We start from the raw sequence: 23,574 nt of genomic DNA on the forward strand, positions 1-23,574 counted from the left end.
TCCCCCTTACTCTTCCGTATCCGCATATACATATTTCAGCGCATCTTCTGGTGCAGAATAAGGAGCATTCTCAGCATAATCCGTCGCCTCATTCACTTGAAACATTACCCGGTCATTGATTTCTTTTTCTGACTCATCATTCATGACACCTGTTTCCTTTAAGTATGCACCAAATGTAATGATTGGATCTTTTGTTTTCGCTTTTGCAACCTCATCTGGCGCCCGGTAGGACCGATCGTCATCATCAGAAGAATGCGGAGTAAGACGGTAGGAAACCGTTTCAACTAATGTTGGGCCTTCACCACGGCGCGCACGAACAGCTGCTTCTTTTACTGCCATATATACTTCCAATGGATCATTTCCATCAACCGTTATCCCCGGCATACCATAACCAATTGCCCGGTCCGATACCTTTTCACACGCTAATTGCTTTTCAATAGGTACGGAAATGGCGTATTTGTTATTTTCACACATAAAAATAACTGGAAGTTTATGGACACCTGCAAAATTAGCACCTTCATGAAAATCACCTTGATTTGAAGAGCCTTCCCCAAAGGTTACAAATGTAACAAGGTCTTTTCTTTCCATTTTCCCAGCAAGTGCAATTCCGACTGCATGTGGCACTTGAGTCGTCACCGGAGAAGAACCAGTAACAATTCGATTTCTTTTTTGACCAAAGTGTCCTGGCATTTGCCGACTTCCCGAATTGGGGTCCTCCGCCTTTGCAAAACCTGAAAGCATAAGTTCCTTAGGGGTCATCCCAAAGGTTAAAACAACACCCATATCCCGATAATATGGAAGTACATAATCCTTTTCACGGTCAAGAGCAAATGAAGCACCTACTTGTGCAGCTTCTTGGCCCTGACAGGAAATAACAAAGGGAATTTTCCCGGCACGATTCAGTAACCACATCCGCTCATCAATGCGGCGGGCTAATAGCATCGTTTCATACATTTCCAATACTTCTTCGTCGCTTAAACCTATTGCTTCATGACGCTTTTCTGCCATTAATTTTTTACCTCCCGTTTGTTCGCTTAAAAACTATGAATGTATTGCCTTACCGTCGACTGCCAGTGCAGCTTCGCCAATGGCTTCCGTTAAGGTTGGGTGTGGATGAATGGTATGAGCAATCTCCCATGGTGTTGCATCTAAAACCATCGCAAGCCCGGCCTCTGTAATCATATCCGTAACATGTGGACCAATCATATGCACCCCTAGAATATCATCGGTCTCCTCATCGGCGACAATTTTTACAAAACCATCTGATTCTCCAAAAACTAATGCTTTCCCAATAGCACGAAATGAAAATTTGCCTACTTTCACTTTATGACCATTTTCTTTTGCCTGTTCCTCAGTTATACCCACACTGGAGACCTCTGGATTACTATAAATGCATCTAGAAACCAAGTGATATTCAATGGGTAACGGATTTTTTCCGGCAATGTGTTCGACTGCTACTATTCCCTCGTGTGAAGCAACATGAGCTAACTGCAAACCACCGATTACATCCCCAATGGCATAGATATGCGTTTCTTTGGTTTGAAAAAATTCATTTGTTACGATAAAACCTTTATCTATTTGTATTTCGGTATTCTCTAGCCCAATTCCTTCTGTATTCGCTTGACGTCCAACTGATACAAGCAGTCGTTCAGCTGTAAATTCTTTCAAATCACCATTTATTTCAGCCTGAATAGAGACCCCATTTTCTTTCACAATTGATTCTGAAACAACTTTAGCGCTGGTTACAACTTTTATCCCTTTTTTCTTCATTAACCGCTGCATTTCTTTTGAAATTTCTTTATCTTCTGTTGGAATAATCCGATCTGCATACTCAATTACGGTTACACCTACTCCAAAATCAGACAGCATGGATGCCCACTCTATTCCAATGACACCTCCGCCAACAATGATGATTGAACTTGGTAATGAGTCTAGCTGTAATGCTTCATCAGAAGACAGTACATACTTACCGTCAATTTCAAGGCCTGGCAATGATCTAGGTCTTGAGCCAGTTGCAACTATCACATTTTTAGGAAGCAACATTTCATTTTCAGTACCATTATTCATTTCCACCGATATGGTACCCGGCATTGGCGAAAAAATCGAAGGGCCAAGAATACGTCCAATCCCTTCATAGATATCAATCTTTCCCTGTTTCATTAAATGCTGAACACCCTTATGAAGAGTATCAATTATTTTGTTTTTCCGCTCCTGCACTCTGCCAAAGTCCAGAGTTACATCACTAGTCATGACACCAAAGTCTTCACTTTGCTTCGTAGTGGCAAAAACCTCTGCACTTCGAAGCAAAGCCTTACTAGGAATACACCCTTTATGTAAACATGTACCACCTAATTTGCCCTTTTCAACAATTGCGGTGTTTAAACCTAGCTGGGAGGCTCGAATAGCTGCCACATACCCCCCAGTTCCACCACCTAATATGACTAAATCATATTCTTTTGCCACTTACACTCAACCCCGTTTCCCTCATATTTTTGCGTGTATGGAATGGCTGGGATAATCCTTTACTTTCTCCTCACCACGCAGGACACGAAGAGCTCCATCAGCCAATGCTTGGAGTTCGTTTTCACCAGGATGAACCATTACATCGGCAATCCAATTTATTCTATCTGTTATAGATTTTACGAATTCCTTGCCATACGCGAGGCCTCCTGTTAATACAATAGCATCAACCTTTCCGGAAAGAACAGCACTAGCCGCGCCAATCTCCTTTGCAACCTGGTAGGCCATTGCATCATATATAAGCATAGCCTTTTGATCACCTGCCGCGATTCGTTCTTCAACTTTTAAGGCATCATTTGTGCCAAGATAACCAACAAGACCACCTTGACCAACAAGTCTTTTCATTATTTCATCTCGATAATGTTCCCCCGAAAAACAAAGGGCGATTAAATCACCTGCTGGTACCGTTCCAGCGCGTTCAGGGCTAAAGGGTCCATCACCATGCAGCCCATTGTTCACATCAATAACTTTACCATGTTTATGTACGCCAACCGTAATCCCCCCACCCAAATGAGTGACAATGAGATTCAATTCATTGTAATTCTTTCTTAATTCTTTTGCCACTCTTCTGGCAACGGCCTTTTGATTTAATGCATGAAAGATACTTTTTCGTTCGATTAATGAGAAACCAGAAATTCTCGCGATTGGCTCTAGTTCATCTACTACAACAGGATCAACAATAAAAGCAGGAATATTAAGACCTGAGGCAATTTCGTTGGCCAAGATTCCGCCAAGATTCGACGCATGCTGACCAGCAAAGCCTGAACGTAAATCAGTTAACATTATGTCATTAACAGCATAGGTTCCACCTTCAATGGGGCGAAGCAAACCTCCCCGTCCACAAACAGCCGCTATTTTCGAAATATTAATCCCTTCATGATCCAGTATTTCCAAGATTATATTCTTTCTAAATTCATATTGATCAATAATATTAGGAAAGGAATTGATGATTTCAGCATCATGACGGATTGTTCTTTCAAAAATAGAAATTTCATTTTCGAAGATCCCAATTTTGGTGGATGTTGAGCCTGGATTGATGACTAGCATCCGATATTTTTTTTCTAACACTGTGGTGACCTCCATTTAACAAAAACATCTTAATTTAAAGGCAAATGCGCTGAATCAATATTCAGCGCTTTGCCTTTTTTTATTTTTATTACGACAAGTTACACAATGGGCATGGACTAATTCCTATGCTTTTAGTGCCTGACCCTATCTAGAAATTCGATGGCTTAAAATATGATGACCATTTTGCAGGAATTGACTTCTGGAATTACGGATTCGTTCAATTCTTTCTTCAGCCATTCGGTCTGCAGCCACATACGTTGGAATTCCATCACGTTTTGAAATTTCGATGACCTTTTCAATTGTTGAATAGAGCTGTTCTACTTTTTTCATAGCACGTTCTTGGTTATAACCATATAGTTCGTCGGCTACATTAATAACACCGCCGGCATTAATAACATAATCCGGAGCATAGACAATACCCATTTCATGAATAATATCACCATGCCGGGTATCTCTAAGTTGATTATTGGCAGATCCTGCAATTACTTTTGCTTTTAATTGCGGAATGGTTTCGTCATTAATAGTTGCACCTAATGCACAAGGGGCGTATATATCACATTGGACACCATAGATGTCATCTGGGTCTACGGCAAAAGCCCCAAAAGCCTCTACTGCACGGTTAACTGCTTCTTTATTAATATCTGTTACAATCAGTTGTGCCCCTTCTTTATGGAGGTATTCACAAAGTGTATAGGCTACATTTCCAACACCTTGAACAGCTACGACCTTCCCTTCAAGGGAATCTGATCCGAAAGCCTCTTTTGCTGCGGCTTTCATCCCACGATAAACACCATATGCGGTAACCGGTGACGGATTACCTGATGACCCAAATGCAGGGGAAATCCCGGTAACAAAATCTGTTTCTTCATGAATTAAATCCATATCCGCGACAGTGGTTCCAACATCTTCTGCTGTAATATATCTGCCATTTAATCCTTGGACATAACGCCCGAATGCACGGAATAACTCTTCACTTTTATCTTTTCGAGGATCACCAATAATAACCGTTTTTCCACCACCGAGGTTTAAACCAGCAGCAGCATTCTTATATGTCATCCCTTTCGCTAAACGAAGGGCATCTTCAATCGCAGCTTCCTCTGAAGCATAGGTCCACATCCGGGTCCCGCCTAAAGCAGGCCCAAGTGTTGTATCATGAATAGCAATAATGGCTTTCAAGCCTGATTGCTTATCTTGACAGAAAACTAATTGTTCATAATCATATTTTTCTAAGTATTTAAAGATTTCCATATTATTCTTCCTCCTCTAATGTTCACTTCCATCTTTCAGCACAACATAAGGCCAGCGCAAGAGAATAGAGCTTACTTTCCGCGGAATCGGCTCTTGATGTTAACACAATCGGTGCTTTAGCTCCTGCAATTACAGCACCAACCTTTGCTTTCGCAAAGTAAATCAATGATTTATATAGTACATTCCCAACCTCTATAGTTGGTACTAATAAAATATCTGCCTTACCAGCTACATCACTTTTGATTCCTTTATGTTCAGCAGCGAGAGCTGAGACCGCATTATCTAGTCCGAGCGGACCATCCACTGTACAACCAGTGATTTGTCCGCGTTTATTCATCATGGTCAATAATGCAGCGTCCACCGTTGCTTGCATAGCTGGGTTGACAACCTCCACAGCAGCAATCGGAGCAACTTTTGGATGGTCAATCCCTACTGACTTTGCCAGCGAAACGGCATTGTTAATAATTTGAACTTTTTGTTCAAGGTTCGGGGCAATATTCATTCCTGCATCCGTTACAATGATAAAATGTTCATAGCCTGGCACTTCAAAAAAGGCTGTATGCGATAAAACTGTTCCTGTTCTAAGCCCATATTCCTTATTCAATACCTCTTTTAATAGTACTTGGGTTGGAACATTACCTTTCATTAATACTTTTGCTTCATGATTAGAAACAGCCATCACTGCTAATTTTGCTGCAGTTTCCTTCGTACTGGCATGAATTATTTTTATTGCATTCCTGTCAAACTCACCTGGATTTTTCTTTTCAATCAAAGAAGATATTTTTTCTTGATCTCCGAACAAAATAAAATGAGCAAGATTTAATTCTAATGCATTGAACACTGCTTCAATGACTTCTGCATCATCTGCTGCCGCAATTGCAACCGTATGAATTCTTTCATGGGTTGCTGAGTTAAACAGTGAATCTAACAACAAGTTGTCATCAACCCTCTTTCATCTGCTTGAAACTTCCATTATGTTAATATGCATATTTCATGCCAAATAATTTGTTTTGAAAACGCTTTAATTTATTATTTTTATCTGCAATATTTTTCATAGTATGCAATTTATTGCATGCTGTTTTTTTCAATGTTGTATTTATCAAGTTTGTAATATAAATTCCTTACGGACAAACCCAGTGTTTTGGCTGTTAAAGTTTTATTCCCATTTAAGCGTCTTAGCGTTTGTTTTATAATTTTCGCTTCGTATTCATCCATCATGTCTGTTAAAGAACGTTCAAATACCCCATTTTCACTATCTTTTATATGAGAAAGTATATTAGCGGGCTTTTTATTTTTTAATTCAGGTAAATGTTGCAAATCGATGAGTGTTTCGGAATAATTCATAAAAATAATCGCCCTGCCAAGAATATTTTCTAATTCACGGACATTTCCCGGCCAATCATAACCCATCAGCAAATGTAATGCCGCATGTGTAATTCCTTCCACATTCCGGCCATAGTCCCGATTAATTTTTTCAATTAATCGCTCACATAATAATGGGATTTCACTTTTACGATTTCTTAACGGCGGAATCTGAATAGGCATACGATTTAATCGATAATATAAGTCTTCCCTAAAGGAACTATTCGCAATACCCTTCTCTAAGTTTACATTGGTAGCTGCAATAACTCGAACATTAATAGTGATTGGTTTTGTTCCACCTACTCGAATAATTTCCTTTTCCTGCAGCACTCTTAATAGTTTTGCTTGTGTATTTGCTGAAAGTTCCCCGATTTCATCCAAAAAGATACTGCCATTATTAGCCTCCTCGAAGAACCCGCGTTTACCTCCCCTTATTGCCCCAGAAAAAGCCCCTTCCTCATAACCAAATAATTCACTCTCTAGCAATGATTCCGAAATGGCCGCACAATTAACGCGGATAAATTTATTGTATTTACGGTCACTAGCATTATGTATAGCATGGGCAAACAACTCTTTACCAGTTCCAGATTCACCCCGAAGCAGAACAGTAGCTGGTGTTTTTGCTCCTAGTTTTGCCTGATCTATAGCGAGCAGCATTTCTTCAGACTCACCAATAATATCCTCAAAGGAGTATTTAGCCTCAAGAGTGCGAATGATTTGCCTTGCACGGGTCAATTCTCTACTTAATGACTTCATTTCAGACATATCATGAATAACCCCAACACTACCCTTTAATTTTCCTTTTACAATGATTGGAGCGACATTCACGATTACTTCCTTTTTGTTTGGCCCGACCCTCATAGGCACACCACGAACAGCCCTTCTTGTATTTAATACCTTCATGTGCATACTTTCACCTTCAGAAATGTCTGTTGTAGCAGGCTTGCCAATGACTTGTTCCTGTGTTAATCCAGTAAGGCGGCTATATGCTGGATTGATGAGGATTCCCCTCCCATTCTCGTCGACAACAGAAATAGCATCATCACTGGAATGAATGATAGCTTGGAGCATGGTTTGAATTTCCTTTAAATCTGTAATTTCCTCTGCTAAATTAACAACTTCCGTAATATCTTTAAATACAGCAAAAGCACCGATTAATGTTCCATTTTCCTCTATAATTGGAATACGGGTCGTAATGATTTTCCTTTCATTACGTAACACCATTTCTTGATTTGCCTCAATTCTTCTTGTTTCCAATATCAATGGAAGTCTGCTCGTCGGAATCACTTCTTGAACATCTTTCCCAATTGCCTGATGTTTTTTTACTTCCATGATCTCTTCGGCTCTCTTATTAAACAATATGACCTTGCCATGGTGGTCAATGACCAACATCCCATCGTTTGTAGAGTTAAAGATGAGCTCCTGTTGATAGGATTCATTTTTGTGCTTGGCAACAAGTTCCTCCTTTTCCTCCATCAATTTTGAAACTAAAAAAGCAACACTGCCTGGAATTAATACCGTTTTCTTATTTTTCGTTTCCCTTATTTTTTGGAATACAGCATCATTGCCTGTTACTTCAATAATGATATCAATGTCTTCTGTTAAAAAAGGCTCCCAGCTTGTCCCGGTTTTAATCCCTTCTGTTTGTGCTAATAATATCCCCGGTGCATCCAAATTCCGATCAATCACCACATCAACCTTAAGCACTTCTGATTCCATTAAAATTTTAAGGATGGCAGTTCCACCTTTACCCGCCCCAACAATCATAATCCTTTGCATTTTTTTGCCCCTTTAATATCTGAAATAATTTTCACACCTTTTTATAGAACCATGCAAATTTCTTCAATACTCATTTTAGTATGGAACGACAATCTTGACAAATTTTCACGATGTCCTCATAATTTTTTGGTATAATCAAAATAGGCTGTTGAATAAAGGATGATTTAGTGATGATAAGAATTATTGCCCTCATTATTTTAGTGATTCCAGGGGCATTGGCGGCCCTAGGCATCAAATTAATGAGAGATATGACTTTTGGTATTCTACAAGCGCCATTTCCAAATTTATGGCTGCAATTTCTTATTGGCTTGATCCTGTTTATCGGGGGATTAGGATTTGTAGCAGGATTTATTTTTCACCGTGATCGTAAAAAAAACAAGGTTCAAACCAAATTCAGAAAATGACACGACGCTATTATAGGCACTAAGCGTTCATATTCATTGATTCGAAGTCCATAAATACTCTATTGAAATAAGAGGCCTGCTTAGGGCCTCTTTTCAAATTGTTTTCTTATCCGGAGTGCCTTAACAGGATCATCCGTAATGATGGATGTACAATTAATATTAAAGAATCTATGCATATCCACGTCTTTGTTAACCGTATAGGGGCGAACGGCAATTCCATTTTCCATAGCATTGATAAATATATTATCTGACATGGACGAATGCTTAGGATGAATGCCTTTTGCTCTTATGGATTGTGCATAAACCCAAGGCATATAGATCGCCTCCATAAATAGAGGAGCTGTTTCCACATCTGGAGCAATCCTGTAGCAGTATACAATACTATAGTGGTTGAAAGAGGAAATAATCACTCGTTCCATCAAATCATACCTCTGAATTTGTTGGATCACTTTTTCTTCCATTCCTTCATACGGCAACAGACCATTTTTAAGCTCAATATTACAGACTACCTTATTTGTTTTCATCCATTCCAGCACTTCCGTTAATGCTGGAATCGGCTCTTTTTTTAATCCCTTTTTATTGGCATTTAATTTTCTTATGTCTTTAAATAAAAAATCTTTTACAAATCCATTCCCACTGGTTGTTCGATCAACTTTTTCGTCATGAATGACAACAATCTCCCCATCTTTTGTCAATTGAACATCTAATTCAATTCCATCTGCACCTTCTTTTTCTGCTTCAATAAAGGCACCCATTGTATTCTCAGCGAACAACGCCGAATACCCACGGTGCGCAAAAATCTGCGTCATAATCTCACTCCTGCTTTATCCTTTTTTATCATTATATGTACGTAAAAGAATCTTTAGCGTCTCTACCCGCCAAAAAAAGAAAAAGCCCTCATTTTCTTAAAATGAAGACTTTGTTTATGTTTACTGATCCTTTCAAGAAGCCTTATGTTCAAGTCGTAATTTATCGGCAACCATTGCAATAAATTCACTATTTGTAGGCTTCGCTTTTGACATACTGACCGTGTAACCAAATAAGGATGAAATAGAATCAATATTCCCTCGGCTCCATGCAACTTCAATGGCATGACGGATGGCACGTTCTACTCGGCTTGCTGTTGTGTTATACTTTTTTGCAATATCCGGATACAATACCTTTGTAATGGAACCTAAAAGCTCGATGTCGTTGTAAACCATTGAAATGGCTTCTCGTAAGTATAAATACCCTTTAATATGGGCTGGTACACCAATTTCATGAATAATACTGGTAATGCTTGCATCCAAGTTTTTGGGCTTTTGTTCAGATTGTGAGCGGTAACTAGTTGTTGACGTCTTCCTTGTAAATGTATTCGTATTGCCGCTTACCTGTCTGATGTGATTTCCTAGGTTTTCCATATCGAACGGTTTCAAAATAAAGTAAGAAGCCCCAAGTTCAACTGCCTTTTTTGTCACATCTTCCTGTCCAAATGCTGTAAGCATAATGACATTAGGAAGGATTCCTTTTTTTACATCGCGCAAACGTTCAAGTACTGCTAACCCATCAAGATGAGGCATTATTATATCTAAAACAAGAACATCTGTTTCTGTTGCAGATAACATATCTAAACATTCTTGTCCATTATGAGCAATTCCTACGACTTCCATATCATCCTGGGAAGAAATATAATCCTCTAAAAGTCCTACAAGTTCCCTATTATCATCAACCACACACACTTTTATTTTTTTCAATTTCAGTTCCTCCTCATTCAAATCCATCTCTATTTCATTTTACGATTATTCAGTTTATCTTTTAATTCTATTCTAAAGTACAAATTCGACAATGCAACAAAAATTCCTCTCAATTTTTTAATATTTCTTAAATTAGTGATAAAATCTTATTTTTTCTTTGTTTTCCTTCTTTTTTCGACGTAATTCGCTTTTTAATTAATATATTACTTAATTTTGTCGATTAATCTTGGGGAAATAAAAGAAGCAAAATAGGCCACTTCACCTATTTTGCTCTTTTTTAACTTGCCTTATTTTTTGGTGTTTCATATATATTAATTCCAGCTTCATTAAGCATCCACTCAATATGGACCCCATACCCTGATGTAGGATCATTGACAAAAACATGTGTAACGGCTCCGATTAATTTACCATTTTGTATAATCGGACTGCCACTCATCCCTTGAACAATTCCTCCTGTTTTTTCAAGGAGTCTTGGGTCTGTTACTTTTATGACCATGCCTTTTGTAGCTGGAAACTTTTGCGGAATTGTGCTGACAATTTCAATATCAAATTCTTCAACTCGGTCATCATTAACTACTGTTAAAATTTTCGCAGGTCCTTCTTTAACCTGATGTGATAAAGCAATTGGCAATGGTTTATCCATTACACCATTTTTTAATTCTTTATTTAATTCTCCAAAAATTCCAAACGGGCTGTTCTTTTGTATATTGCCTACAATTTCACGATCTGTAGAAAAATGTGCAAGTTTTTCACCAGGGTCACCATTACTTCCTTTTTCAATAGAAGTCACGGTTGAACGGACAATTTGACCATCTTCAACTACAATCGGCTTCTTGGTATCCATGTCTGAAATGACATGTCCCAGGGCACCATATTTTTTAGATTGGGGATGGACAAATGTCATAGTTCCAATTCCAGCAGCCGAATCTCTAATATACAGGCCAAGCTTATAGCTGCTTTCACCTTTGTCTTTTAATGGGGTAAGTTTAGTGGTAAATTTGCCGCTTTCCCTGCTTATTACCATATTAAGGGCTTTACCATCTTGACCCGCTGTTTGTACAAATGGAGCTACGTCAGTCATTTTTTCAATTTTATTACCATTAATTTCTGTTATTATATCTCCAACTTTTATTCCTGCAATTTCACCCGGAGATTTTTTTCCATTTTCGGTGTTGATTAAATGGTGCCCCACCACTAAAACACCTACGGTATTTAACTTTACACCAATTGATTGACCGCCTGGCAGGACTCGGAAATCTTTTAAAACATGTACATCGACCTTTTTAATGGGGATACCTGCATATTCTAACAGCATTTCATTTTTGCCATTTCCACTTGCTTTAACTGATACCGAATGCTTTTCCTGATTAAGGGTTATATTCGCTTGATGAGAAGCTATTGTGGCTGATACCGGTGCAGCCTTTTGAAATGTGTAATTTTGCCCTTCAAAAACAGTAATCGTTTTAGGCATTGAAAGGTACTGTTGTATAGGTTGAAAAAAACTTAGGCTAATTAATGAAACAAGGAGAATTCCACCAATAAACTTTCTAATTATATCTAAATTCACATTCTTCACTCTCCTCGCTTCTTTTCACTGCACTTTAATAAATGGCTACATCTTTAATTTTGCCTCCTTGACAATCATTTATAACTTAGTTCAATATAAAAAAGCTACCCAATTTGGATAGCTTTTCAAATTCACTTAGTTTTTACTGCTAATTGTAATAATTCCTCTGCATGTTTCTTAGTTAAATCCGTAATTTCCGTACCAGAAATCATCCGGCCTATTTCCTTAATTTTCTCTTCCATAGTCAGTGACGTAACAGAGGTTTTTGTTCGTCCACCCTTAACAATCTTAGCTATAAATAAATGCGTGTCAGCCATAGCAGCTACTTGTGGCAAATGTGATATACAAAGTACCTGTGAACCAACAGCCACTTTATAAATCTTTTCAGCAATTGATTGAGCCACTCGGCCGCTAACCCCCGTATCTACTTCATCAAAAATAATGGAAGTAACCCCTTGGTGCTTAGAGAAAATGCTCTTTAAAGCTAACATAATCCTCGACAGTTCCCCCCCAGATGCCACCTTTGAAAGAGGTTTTAATGGTTCACCAGGATTTGTAGAAATATAAAATTCTACATGATCGACCCCATTTTTAGAAAAATGATTTAAATCGGATTCAAACCGGATTTCAAATATGGTTTTGGCCATATACAATTCTTTTAATTCCTTATGGATTAATTTTGTCAATTTATCCGCCCATTTATGTCGAAGTTCCGTTAATTGTTTGGCCTCAAGTACTAAGTCCTTTCGTATGGAAGCTAATTCTTTCTCCAGCTCGCTAATATGTGTTTCTTTATTTTGTAATGTTTCAATTTCTTCTTCAATCTTTGCAGCATATTCCAAAATTTCATCAATGGTCTTTCCATATTTACGTTTAAGTTGATTGATTTCATTTAGTCGCTCTTCAATTTCATTTAACCTTTTAGGATCATATTCAAGTATGTCTAACTCATTCCGTAACGAATGTGCAGCATCCTCCAACAGATAAAAACTGTTGGAGACGGAATCAAAGAGGTCTTTATAATTCGAGTCTAGTGTTGCTGCATCTTCAAGATAGCCCATCACTAGTCCAATCCAATCTAAGCCCTTCTGTTCCCCTCGTAAGGCTGTATAACCAGCTTGAATAGCTTCAAACACCCTTTCAAAATTCCCTAATTTTCTTTTTTCCTCGGATAACGCTTCATCCTCATGAGGTTTTAGGTTAGCCTTTTGAATTTCATCTAATTGAAATTGAATTAAATCAAGACGATGAGCGGTCTGCTGATCATTTTCACTTAGTGATTTCAACTTATGTAAAGTATGTTCATAACGTCGAAATACTTGTGTATATTCATGCTGAGAAGGGAAAATATCTTCAGCCCCAAACTGATCCAGCAGTGGTAAATGTCTCGTTTCATCCATCAGTTCTTGGTGTTCATGCTGGCCATGAATATCGACAAGCGTTGCACCAATTTCACGAAGGGTAGAGATCGTAACAAGTTTTCCATTAACCCGACAAATACTTTTTCCAGTTCGGGAAATATCGCGTCGTAAAACGACCATTCCCTCTTCAATATCGATACCAAAATCCATTGCCTTCATGAACACCGGATGGTTAGAGTCATCTATTTGGAATAACCCTTCGATTTCTGCTTTATCTTCACCATGACGGACAAATTCAGCAGATCCTCTTCCTCCAACAAGTAAATGAATGGCATCGATAATAATTGACTTTCCTGCCCCTGTCTCTCCTGTCAAAACGGTTAAACCCTTTTCAAAAGAGATGGATAAGGCTTCAATAATGGCAAAATTCTTAATTGATAATTCTGCTAACAAGGAACATTCCCCCAATTTACAGCATATCAAGGAACCTATTGGTGATGATTTCAGTGTCTTCAGGTGTTCGACAAATAATTAACATAGTATCATCACCACATATTGTTCCTAAAATTTCTTCCCAATCCAGATTGTCAATGAGTGCACCAATTGCCATTGCATTCCCTGGCAGGCATTTCATGACTAATAAATGACCAGCAGAATCAATTCTAACAAACGCATCAATTAATGATCTTTTTAGTTTTTGAAGCGGATTAAATCGTTGGTCAGCAGGCAGGCTGTATTTATAGCGGCCATCGGTTAAAGGTACTTTTACAAGATGTAATTCTTTAATATCCCGTGACACAGTTGCCTGAGTTACATTATAGCCTGCACTTTTTAATTCATCCACTAACTCATCTTGCGTTTCAATATCATTGCTTGCAATGATTTCTCTTATTTTGATATGGCGTTGGCCTTTATTCATTTTTTCACCCCATAATGATAAAAACATTAGTATGTTATGTACTAAAATGTCGCATCTACCCATATCTTAGCCCATTTTTGTCGTAATGTACATTTTTTTATTTATAATTATACAAGAATATACAAAAGAAGGATAGGCTTTCGCCTACCCTTCTTCCCGTTTCGTATGAAATTCAAGATGTGATTCCTTCACTATGTCATTAGGTTGAACAGGTAATCGGTTGATCCCTATTTCCCGTTCGCCTTCCCATTTTAAGTGAAGTAAAAACTCTATATTTCCATCTCCACCTGTAATGGGAGAGTAAGACAGATTGGTTACAATATAACCTTGTTGAATAGAGAAATTAATAATTTTTTCGATTACTTGTAAATGGACTTTTTCATCCCGAACAATGCCCTTTTTCCCTACTTGCTCACGACCTGCCTCGAATTGCGGCTTCACAAGAGCAACAATATCACTGCCAGGTATGAGTAGTGTTTTTAACACAGGCAATATTAAGGTTAAGGAGATAAATGACACATCTATGGTTGCAAAATTAGGCATTTCTCTTTTTAAGTCTGCAGGTGTGACATAACGAAAATTGGTTCTTTCCATTACTACCACTCGTTCATCCTGCCTCAACTTCCAAGCAAGCTGATTGTAGCCAACATCCAGGGCATATGACATTTTCGCCCCATTTTGCAGTGCACAATCGGTAAATCCTCCCGTTGATGAACCTATGTCAAGCAATACCTTGTCCAAGACATTCACATCGAAGACCTTTAAGGCCTTTTCTAGTTTTAAACCTCCTCGACTGACATAGGGAAGCATTTTTCCTTTAATAGTAAGAGGAATATCCACCAATACTTTTTCCCCTGGTTTATCTAACCGCTCTTCATTTGTATAGACTTGCCCAGCCATAATAGCCCTTTTTGCCTTTTCTCGTGTCTCAATTAAGCCTCGTTCGACTAATAATACATCTACCCGTTCTTTATTTTTCATTGATTAAAGCCCTTTGTCGTTTTTTCCTAGCTAATACTGATACTCTTTTAACAACTTCTTCGGTTGTTAAACCAATTTCTTCTAATAATGAACCAACATCCCCATGTTCAATAAATTGGTCTGGGATTCCAATTCGATCAATTGGGGTTTTGCTTTGACCTTGTGTTTGTGCATATTCAAGGACAGAACTGCCAAAACCACCTTGAAGGACAGCTTCCTCAATGGTGAGAAGCGGAATATCATATTCCAACAAGCTCGTCAGCATTTTTCCATCTAACGGTTTAATAAATCGAGCATTTATCACTCTTATGGAAAGCCCTTGCTTTTCAAGAATCTCGGCTGCTTCGAGTGCCATTGGGATGGTTGTACCGAAGGTTAAAATGGCTGCGTCATTGCCTTCTTTTAAGACTTCCCACGTGCCTATTGGTATACGGTGAAGGTTCTCATCCATTTTAACACCCATACCATTTCCACGCGGGAACCTCATGGCAATTGGACCATCATCGTAATTTATGGCTGTATATACCATATGCTGACCTTCGTTTTCATCCTTAGGCATCATAAGTACAATATTAGGAATGTGTCTTAAAAAAGCAATATCAAACACACCTTGATGTGTTTCCCCATCTGCACCCACAAGACCGGCACGGTCAATGCCGATAAAGACGTTTAAATTTTGACGGCAAATATCATGTACAACTTGGTCATATGCCCGTTGTAAAAATGTTGAATAAATCGCCAAGAAAGGTTTCATTCCTTGTGTTGCTAACCCAGCGGCAACCGTAGCGGCATGCTGTTCTGCAATTCCTACATCAAACATTCGGTCGGGAAACTCCGCAGCAAACCCTTCTAGCTTGGAACCAACCGGCATTGCTGGAGTTATGGCGACTATTCGTTCGTCATCTCTCGCCAACTTACGAACAGTTTCACTTACAAGACTACTCCATGCAGGGGGCTGCTTTTTAGCTGGTTTAACAAAGGCACCCGTATCCATTTTATATGGACCAGTCCCATGCCAAGTTCCAATTTTATCACTTTCCGCAGGCTGGTATCCTTTTCCCTTTTTTGTGATAACATGAATAATAACAGGACCTTCAGTTTTTTTTGCAAAACTTAGCGTTTCGAATAAGTTCTCAAAATTATGTCCATCGATTGGACCTAAGTAAGTGAACCCCAACTCTTCAAAAAACATTCCTGAAACAAACAGGTATTTTAAACTATCCTTTATTCGCTCAGCAGTTGCTGCTAATTTACCACCCACAGCTGGTACTTTTTTCAGCAATACTTCGAGTTCATCTTTAACCCACTGGTATTTACCAGCAGTCCGCAATTGGCCAAGAATATTATGCAAGGCTCCAACATTTGGTGCAATCGACATTTCATTATCATTTAAGATAACAATCATGTCTTTCTTTTCATGGCCAATATGATTTAAAGCCTCCAATGCCATCCCGCCAGTTAAAGCACCATCACCAATAACAGGTACAACAAAAGACTTTTCTTTCTTCAAATCTCTAGCAATTGCCATTCCCATTGCAGCTGAAAGCGAAGTAGAACTATGACCTGTCTCCCATACATCATGCTCACTTTCAATTCGTTTTGGGAAACCACATAAGCCTTTAAATTGTCTTAATGTATCAAACTCAGCTGCTCTGCCAGTTAGGATTTTATGAACATACGATTGATGGCCAACATCCCAGATAATTTTATCTTTTGGACTATCAAAACATTTATGTAAAGCAATAGTTAATTCCACTACGCCTAGGTTCGGTCCAATATGGCCTCCAGTTACAGATAACTTTTCAACTAAAAATTGGCGGATCTCCTTACTTAATGCCTCCAACTCATTATTCGACATCCCTTTTAAAAAGGATGGGTCCTTTATTGATAACAAATCCATTATGGACCACTCACTTTCATACTGATTCTGTCTATTTTAACTTTTCGAATGGTCTAGCACACACGGCTAGTCTACACTTCTGCTTTTGAAAAAATAGCCGCTAACACGATAAGTGATAACGGCATTAACAACGTTCTCTACATTGAAAACAATTATAACACACTTCCTTCATTGCCTCAAACACCCTTAATGGTCCCTTGAAGCAACTAAATCCGTTATTTCCCTAAGCAAGGTGGTATTTAAACCAGTTTTTTTTAGGTAGTCCTTCGAAAGGTTAATATGGTTATACAATGCCGCTCTTGCACCATCCAAGGATAATAACAATGGGTAGGTATTTTTATTGTTGACTGTATCACTTCCTACAGGCTTACCAATGATTTGTTGATTACCTACCAAGTCTAGAATATCATCTTGGATTTGAAAAGCAAGACCAAGGTGATGTGCAAAGGCAGAAAGGTTTTCTATTTGACTTTGATTAGCCTCCGCCAAAATCGTTCCCGCAGCCACACTAAACATGAGCAGCTTTCCAGTTTTATGTACATGGATGTACTCTAGTTCTTCAATGGTGAGGTTCTTTCCTTCCCCCTGCATATCAGCTACTTGTCCGCCGACCATTCCTTCCGTTCCTGCAGCCTTCGCCATTTCGATTACTAATTTTAGCTTCGCAGCAGACGAAGCAAATTCATTTGACAGCTTTCCCATAACTTCAAAACTATAGGTTAACAAGGCATCACCAGCTAATACAGCAATGGCATCACCAAACACCTTATGGTTCGTCGGTTTCCCCCGCCGCAGGTCATCATTATCCATACTTGGTAAATCATCATGAATTAATGAATAAGTATGAATCATTTCAATTGCACAAGCAGCATGCAGCCCTTTTTGAGGATCTATTCCAAATGCATCTAATGTTGCGAATAATAATAATGGACGAATTCTTTTACCGCCTGCTTCAAGGGAATAAATCATGGATTCCTTGATCACTGAAGGAGCATCCAGCTTTTCAACTAGCGCTCGTAGTTCGAAATCAAGCAGTTGTTTATATTTTTTTGCAAATGTCTCAAGTAATCCGGTTTCCAAGTCTATTCCTCCTCAGCAATAGAAAAACTTTCAGCCCGTCCATCCTCCGTGATGATCTGTGTTAACTGTTCTTCTACATTTTTCAATTTATCATGACATAATTTTGAAAGTTCCATCCCTTCTTTATAGCTAAGAATTGCCTCTTCTAAAGGAACATCGCCTTCCTCAAGCTTTTCTACAATTTGTTCAAGCTTCTTCATTGCATCTTCAAAGGTTATTGTTTTTTCAGTCGCCACTATTGTCTCTCTCCTTTATTGTCTCAACATTACAGAATAGGCTGCCATCTTGTAATTGGATCTGAATTTGTTCCTGAACCTTTACCTGTTTTACACTTTTCACTAGGTGGTTATCTTCCGAATAAGCCAAACTATAGCCGCGCTCCATAATTTTTAGTGGACTCAACGCTTGTAAGGTTGAAACGATTCTGTCAAATTCTGTTTGTTTCTTTGCGAGTATCTGGACCATTGAGCGATTCATGTCTTTTTCGAGTCGGCCAAGGCTGTTTTTCGCATCCTGCAAAGCTTCTTTTGGATGGTTTCGCTGCAACCGTTTAAATAGAATCTCATGTTGACCTTTTTTTAATTGGGTTAAACGAGACGTTCCGCGAACTAGTGATTCTGTTAATTTATCAAGTTGCTCCAGCTTTTGTTCGTATAACCGGTGTGGATAACGAAACGCATATGACTTTTGAACACGAATTAACCGTTCTTTTTCAAACTGATACTTCCCATTCATGGCACGGAGGAGACGGGTTTGACGCTGGAGGATTCTGTCCACCAGCTCGTCAATATGTGGAACGGCCAGTTCTGCTGCCCCCGTTGGCGTTGGAGCACGTAAATCGGCAACAAAATCAGCAATGGTGAAGTCCGTTTCATGGCCAACCGCTGAGATAATGGGAATGGCGGATGAATAAATGGCACGAGCAGTAACTTCTTCATTAAAGGCCCATAACTCTTCAATTGAACCTCCACCACGTCCGACAATTAAAACATCTATGTCCTTCATTGTATTTGCTTTCTCAATTGCTTTAACAATGGATGGAGCAGCGTTATCCCCCTGGACGAGTGCAGGGAATACAAGGATATTGGCAATAGGATACCGTCTCTTAATAGTCGTAATAACATCCCGAATCGCTGCACCTGTGGGAGAAGTAATCACGCCAACTGTTCTGGGATACAATGGAATTGCCTTTTTTGCTTCTGGAGAAAATAATCCCTCTGCTTCCAGTCTTTGTTTTAATTGTTCATATGCTAAAAACAATTCCCCAATCCCGTCCGGCTGCATTTCTTTTATGTATATTTGATATTGACCACTCGGTTCATATACAGACACATCACCTTTTACAATAACCTTCATACCATTTTCCGGAGAAAATTTCATAAAACGTGACTGACTGGAAAACATAACGGCGAGAATCCTAGCTTTTTCATCTTTTAATGTAAAGTACATATGGCCGCTTGAGTGCTGCTTGAAATTTGAAATTTCTCCTCTTACGAAAACTTCTCGTAAATGGGGATCGACATCAAATTTTCTTTTAATATATTTAGTTAAAGCATTTACAGTTAAATATCTTTGTTCCTGCATATAGAACTCCTTTTGGGACCAAAGGTTATGTGCGGGGTCCCGTCAATCTCTCTTAGCAAAGAGCATAAAACTGTCCTTATCTATTTATAATTAGCCCACTTGATTGTCTTTATTGACAGATGGAACCAACCATGTAATATGATAAGGACAATTTCCTACTTAATCACGGTCAATGCTTTCAGCAGCGGATTTTAAGGTATTATACATGAGCATCGTAATTGTCATTGGTCCAACGCCTTTAGGAACTGGAGTAATGTAACCAGCTTTTTCACTTACCTCTTCAAAAGCCACATCCCCACAAAGTTTCCCAGCTTCATTGCGGTTAATTCCAACATCAATGACAACTGCACCCTCTTTAACATGCTCCGCTTTGATAAAATTGGCAATCCCAACAGCTGCAACAAGAATATCTGCTTGTCTAGTATGTAACAATAAATCTTTTGTTTTGGAGTGACAATATGTTACGGTCGCATCACGGTTTAAGAATAATTGTCCTACAGGCTTACCAACAATATTACTTCTTCCAACAACTACAACATTTTTTCCCGCAATTGAAATTCCTGATTCTTCAAGTAACACCATTATTCCATATGGTGTACAAGGAAGGAAGGCATTTTGCCCTGTCATCATCCTGCCAATATTTATGGGATGGAAACCATCAACATCCTTCAGTGGGGAGATTGATTCTATTACCTTTTTTTCATCAATATGTTTTGGCAATGGAAGTTGAACCAGGATTCCATGTATGTCAGGAGCTTCATTCAATTCTTCAATTTTTTGAAGTAATTCCTGCTCGGAAACTTCCTCTGGCATTTCAATCAATAACGAGTACATTCCGAGTTCATTACAGGCTTTTTCTTTATTTTTTACATAGGTCTGAGAAGCATGATTATCCCCTACAAGAATAACTGCTAATCCAGGTGTGACCCCGTGACTTTTTATTTTTTCAACCTGTCCGGCTATCTCTAATCTTTTTTTCGCAGCAATTTCTTTGCCATTAATGATATGAGCAGTCATCGTAAATATCTCTCCCTTAGTGAGAGTACCTAATCAATTAATTTATTCAGGAGTTTATTTAATTTTGGAAAGAACACCATTGATAAACTTACTTGATTGGTCATCTCCATAAATTTTAGCTATCTCAATCGCTTCATCTAAAATAACATTTTCTGGCACTTCATTTTGAGAAAATTTCAATTCATAAACGGCCATTCTTAATAAATTTCGGTCAACCGTTGCTAGACGATCTAACGTCCATTTTTCGAGATGATTCACAATTAGTTGATCAATTTCTTCTTTTTGTTCCACGACCCCTGATACTAGGTTTGAAAGGTATTCGTCCCCTGACTCACCATCTAGAACATGTTGAATCGCGTCGGTTGCCTCTGCATTGCTTACATCAATTTGAAAAAGGGCTTGCAGCGCCTTTTCTCTTGCAGTTCTTCTCTTCATTATACCGTTAACTCCTTTAGTTATATTAAAATTATTTTGTCTATTTTTCGTACATAAAAAAGAAAACATGCGAATCTTTTGCACATAAAAAGATAATAGCATAACTAAAATGGATTCGCACGATATCCCAAATATATTATGCAAATGAAAACGCTTTTTCAAAAAAACAGAAAAACCAAAGGAATATTCCTTTGGTTTTTCTTGGCAGATAGGATAGTATGAACTTTCCTACTTTGAAAAAGTGACTACGCCTCTGCCTTCGCCTAACGGCGAGTTTTCTTGATTAGATTTCAGATTCAATCTCGACTTCGTTCTTTTGAGTTTCAAATTGAATTCCAACCACGTGGATGTTGACTTCTTCTGCATCCAATGCCGTCATATTAAGCAATGCCTGCCGAATGTTATCCTGGATTTTACCTGCAACAGTCGGAATGGATGTGCCAAACTTCATTAAGCAGTACACATCTACTTTTATTCCTGATTCGGTAAGTTCTACCTTTACACCTTTACCGTGATTTTTTTTCCCTAACCGTTCAACAACTCCTGCGGCAAAATTACCACGCATCCCAGCCACACCTTCAACTTCAGATGCTGCAATCCCTGCAATAACTTCAATAACTTCAGGGGCAATTTCAATTTTTCCATGTCCATTGTTTCCTTGATCCATTTCCAAGACGTTATATTCACTCATCCAAAACACCTCCGGATATTTATTTAGACTTCATCACATCGTGCAGCTCCAAGAACTTAGTATTAAAACTGCCTTCCACAAATTTGTCATGCTCTAGCAGTTTTAAGTGGAACGGTATCGTTGTGTGAATGCCTTCAACAACAAACTCACTTAATGCACGTTTCATTCTTGAGATTGCTTCTTCCCTACTGCTGCCATACGTGATAACCTTCGCAATCATGGAATCGTAATAAGGAGGTATCGTATATCCTGGATATGCCGCAGAATCGATGCGAACACCTAACCCGCCAGGCGGTAAGTACATTTTAATTTTTCCGGCAGAAGGCATGAAATTCTTTTCAGGATTTTCTGCATTAATTCTGCATTCAATTGCCCATCCGGTAAAAGTAACATCCTGCTGGCTTAACATAAGCTTTTCACCGTTAGCAACACGAATCTGTGCTTTTATTAAATCAATTCCAGTGATCATTTCTGTTACGGGATGCTCCACTTGGATCCTTGTATTCATTTCCATAAAATAAAATTTTCGATTGCGGTAGTCATATATAAATTCTACCGTTCCTGCACCCGAATAATCAACTGCTTTTGCAGCTTTTACTGCTGCATTTCCCATTTCTTCACGAATTTCTCCATCTAAAGCAGGTGATGGTGATTCTTCAAGCAGTTTTTGGAGTCTGCGCTGAATCGAACAATCTCTTTCACCTAGGTGAATCGTATTGCCATAATTATCACCAAGGACTTGAATTTCAACATGGCGGAAATCCTCAATATATTTTTCTATGTAGACGCCAGGGTTCCCAAATGCCGTCATGGCTTCCTGCTGTGTAATTGAAATTCCTTTAATTAGCTCCTGTTCATTCTTGGCGACGCGGATCCCTTTACCGCCGCCTCCAGCCGTAGCTTTAATAATGACTGGGTACTCTATTTTTTTTACAAGTTCTAGTGCTTCCTCAATATCATTAATGATACCTGTTGAACCTGGAACAATCGGCACTCCTGCTTCACGCATCGTTTCTCTAGCAATATCCTTTGTTCCCATCTTTGAAATTGCTTCAGGGCTTGGGCCAACAAATGTAATATTGCATTCTCGGCATAGTTCCGCAAAATCGGCATTTTCAGCGAGGAAACCATAACCCGGATGGATAGCATCACATGCTGTGAGCTTTGCAACACTAATTATATTAGTTACGTTTAAATAACTGTCTTTTGACGACGTTGGTCCTATACAGTACGCTTCATCTGCCAGTTGAACGTGCAGTGCTTCACGGTCTGCTTCTGAGAAAACAGCTACAGATTCAATGCCCATTTCCCGGCAGGCACGTATGATCCTTACTGCAATCTCTCCTCTGTTTGCAATTAACAGTTTTTTTATCATCCTGTACGCTCCTTACTCAGGCTTTACTAAAAATAAAGGCTGTCCGTATTCTACTAATTGGCCATTTTTAACAAGTACTTCAACAATTTCTCCATTTACCTCTGCCTCAATTTCATTAAATAACTTCATTGCTTCAACAATACAAACAATGGAATCCTGTGAAACTTTATCTCCCGCTTTAACATAATTATCAGCATCTGGTGTAGGTGAAGAATAAAAAGTTCCAACCATTGGTGAAGTAATTTTGTGTAAATTCGCAGTGTTTGTTTGACTGCTAACTTCTGAATTAGCTGTTTCTTGTGTCACTTCCTGAACCGTCGGAGGTGCTGTTTGAACTGTAGTAACTGGAGCCGCTGGAACAATTGCAGTTTCAGGAACAACTGGACTAACATTTGAAACAACTGTTGAAGTAGTATTTTTCTTCATTTTTATTTTGGACCCATCAATTTCATAAACAAATTCATCAATGCTCGATTGGTCAACCAATTTAATCAGTTCGCGAATTTCCTGTACTTTTAACATTAAGTAACACTCCTTGTACGACTTAAAT

22 protein-coding genes are annotated in these 23,574 nt (G+C 38.7%); 1 reads left to right on the forward strand and 21 read right to left on the reverse strand.

The genetic code is table 11. The features are described 5' to 3' along the window. Positions 1 to 6 precede the first annotated feature (6 nt). From AC4E8C_RS16230 to AC4E8C_RS16255, 6 genes are all read right to left on the reverse strand, one after another. Positions 7 to 1,008, reverse strand: coding sequence for a thiamine pyrophosphate-dependent dehydrogenase E1 component subunit alpha (locus AC4E8C_RS16230; protein ID WP_490207690.1), 1,002 nt, complete (start codon positions 1,006 to 1,008; stop codon positions 7 to 9). Positions 1,009 to 1,041: 33 nt separating this feature from the next. Then, positions 1,042 to 2,463, reverse strand: coding sequence for a dihydrolipoyl dehydrogenase (gene lpdA / locus AC4E8C_RS16235; RefSeq protein ID WP_490207691.1), 1,422 nt, complete (start codon positions 2,461 to 2,463; stop codon positions 1,042 to 1,044). 21 nt (positions 2,464 to 2,484) lie between these two features. After that, the gene (buk, locus tag AC4E8C_RS16240) at positions 2,485 to 3,588 is read right to left on the reverse strand and encodes a butyrate kinase (protein WP_490207692.1); all 1,104 of its coding nucleotides are present in this window, start codon (positions 3,586 to 3,588) and stop codon (positions 2,485 to 2,487) included. 144 nt (positions 3,589 to 3,732) lie between these two features. Then, positions 3,733 to 4,836 (reverse strand): branched-chain amino acid dehydrogenase, encoded by a 1,104-nt coding sequence (bcd, locus tag AC4E8C_RS16245; protein WP_490207693.1) that lies wholly within the window; start codon positions 4,834 to 4,836, stop codon positions 3,733 to 3,735. 22 nt (positions 4,837 to 4,858) lie between these two features. Next, a complete protein-coding gene (gene yqiS, locus AC4E8C_RS16250) occupies positions 4,859 to 5,770 on the reverse strand; it encodes a phosphate butyryltransferase (protein WP_490207694.1) in 912 nt (303 codons plus the stop codon). 131 nt (positions 5,771 to 5,901) lie between these two features. After that, positions 5,902 to 7,977, reverse strand: a complete 2,076-nt coding sequence (locus tag AC4E8C_RS16255; protein ID WP_490207695.1) for a sigma-54 interaction domain-containing protein — start codon at positions 7,975 to 7,977, stop codon at positions 5,902 to 5,904. 170 nt (positions 7,978 to 8,147) lie between these two features. Here AC4E8C_RS16255 and AC4E8C_RS16260 point away from each other — a divergent pair, with 170 nt between their 5' ends. Next, on the forward strand, positions 8,148 to 8,381 hold the full coding sequence (locus AC4E8C_RS16260) for a DUF2627 domain-containing protein (RefSeq protein ID WP_490207696.1): 234 nt from the start codon (positions 8,148 to 8,150) through the stop codon (positions 8,379 to 8,381). An 80-nt stretch (positions 8,382 to 8,461) separates the two neighbouring features. On the opposite strand, the gene AC4E8C_RS16265 is transcribed toward AC4E8C_RS16260, so the two are convergent. From AC4E8C_RS16265 to accB, 15 genes are all read right to left on the reverse strand, one after another. Beyond that, positions 8,462 to 9,190, reverse strand: a complete 729-nt coding sequence (locus tag AC4E8C_RS16265; RefSeq protein WP_490207697.1) for a glycerophosphodiester phosphodiesterase — start codon at positions 9,188 to 9,190, stop codon at positions 8,462 to 8,464. 132 nt (positions 9,191 to 9,322) lie between these two features. After that, positions 9,323 to 10,114 carry a sporulation transcription factor Spo0A gene (gene spo0A / locus AC4E8C_RS16270; RefSeq protein ID WP_490207698.1) on the reverse strand — a complete coding sequence of 264 codons (792 nt, stop codon included), beginning with the start codon at positions 10,112 to 10,114 and terminating at the stop codon, positions 9,323 to 9,325. 277 nt (positions 10,115 to 10,391) lie between these two features. Then, the gene (spoIVB, locus tag AC4E8C_RS16275; protein ID WP_490207699.1) at positions 10,392 to 11,681 is read right to left on the reverse strand and encodes a SpoIVB peptidase; all 1,290 of its coding nucleotides are present in this window, start codon (positions 11,679 to 11,681) and stop codon (positions 10,392 to 10,394) included. 131 nt (positions 11,682 to 11,812) lie between these two features. Then, positions 11,813 to 13,495 carry a DNA repair protein RecN gene (gene recN / locus AC4E8C_RS16280; protein ID WP_490207700.1) on the reverse strand — a complete coding sequence of 561 codons (1,683 nt, stop codon included), beginning with the start codon at positions 13,493 to 13,495 and terminating at the stop codon, positions 11,813 to 11,815. 16 nt (positions 13,496 to 13,511) lie between these two features. Beyond that, positions 13,512 to 13,961, reverse strand: coding sequence for a transcriptional regulator AhrC/ArgR (gene ahrC, locus AC4E8C_RS16285; protein ID WP_490207701.1), 450 nt, complete (start codon positions 13,959 to 13,961; stop codon positions 13,512 to 13,514). A gap of 144 nt (positions 13,962 to 14,105) precedes the next feature. Then, positions 14,106 to 14,942: a TlyA family RNA methyltransferase gene (locus AC4E8C_RS16290; protein WP_490207702.1), complete on the reverse strand. Its 837-nt coding sequence runs from the start codon at positions 14,940 to 14,942 to the stop codon at positions 14,106 to 14,108. Next, positions 14,932 to 16,842, reverse strand: coding sequence for a 1-deoxy-D-xylulose-5-phosphate synthase (dxs, locus tag AC4E8C_RS16295; RefSeq protein WP_490207703.1), 1,911 nt, complete (start codon positions 16,840 to 16,842; stop codon positions 14,932 to 14,934). Before dxs ends, AC4E8C_RS16290 begins: the two co-directional genes overlap by 11 nt. A gap of 186 nt (positions 16,843 to 17,028) precedes the next feature. Next, positions 17,029 to 17,922 (reverse strand): polyprenyl synthetase family protein, encoded by an 894-nt coding sequence (locus AC4E8C_RS16300; protein ID WP_490207704.1) that lies wholly within the window; start codon positions 17,920 to 17,922, stop codon positions 17,029 to 17,031. Between the two features lie 2 nt (positions 17,923 to 17,924). Then, positions 17,925 to 18,158: an exodeoxyribonuclease VII small subunit gene (locus AC4E8C_RS16305; RefSeq protein WP_490207705.1), complete on the reverse strand. Its 234-nt coding sequence runs from the start codon at positions 18,156 to 18,158 to the stop codon at positions 17,925 to 17,927. Further along, entirely contained in the window at positions 18,148 to 19,506 is a 1,359-nt protein-coding gene (gene xseA, locus AC4E8C_RS16310; RefSeq protein WP_490207706.1) for an exodeoxyribonuclease VII large subunit, read from the reverse strand. The genes AC4E8C_RS16305 and xseA overlap by 11 nt, the downstream gene beginning before the upstream one ends. A gap of 159 nt (positions 19,507 to 19,665) precedes the next feature. Then, the gene (gene folD, locus AC4E8C_RS16315) at positions 19,666 to 20,523 is read right to left on the reverse strand and encodes a bifunctional methylenetetrahydrofolate dehydrogenase/methenyltetrahydrofolate cyclohydrolase FolD (RefSeq protein ID WP_490207707.1); all 858 of its coding nucleotides are present in this window, start codon (positions 20,521 to 20,523) and stop codon (positions 19,666 to 19,668) included. Between the two features lie 54 nt (positions 20,524 to 20,577). Next, positions 20,578 to 20,958, reverse strand: coding sequence for a transcription antitermination factor NusB (gene nusB / locus AC4E8C_RS16320; protein ID WP_490207708.1), 381 nt, complete (start codon positions 20,956 to 20,958; stop codon positions 20,578 to 20,580). A 283-nt stretch (positions 20,959 to 21,241) separates the two neighbouring features. Next, a complete protein-coding gene (locus AC4E8C_RS16325) occupies positions 21,242 to 21,649 on the reverse strand; it encodes an Asp23/Gls24 family envelope stress response protein (protein ID WP_490207709.1) in 408 nt (135 codons plus the stop codon). Between the two features lie 19 nt (positions 21,650 to 21,668). Further along, on the reverse strand, positions 21,669 to 23,024 hold the full coding sequence (gene accC, locus AC4E8C_RS16330) for an acetyl-CoA carboxylase biotin carboxylase subunit (RefSeq protein WP_490207710.1): 1,356 nt from the start codon (positions 23,022 to 23,024) through the stop codon (positions 21,669 to 21,671). Positions 23,025 to 23,036: 12 nt separating this feature from the next. After that, complete coding sequence (gene accB / locus AC4E8C_RS16335; RefSeq protein WP_490207711.1) at positions 23,037 to 23,546, reverse strand: acetyl-CoA carboxylase biotin carboxyl carrier protein; 510 nt, start codon at positions 23,544 to 23,546, stop codon at positions 23,037 to 23,039. Between the last annotated feature and the right edge of the window lie 28 nt (positions 23,547 to 23,574).

It is taken from the genome of Neobacillus sp. SRL179 (genome assembly GCF_984799095.1).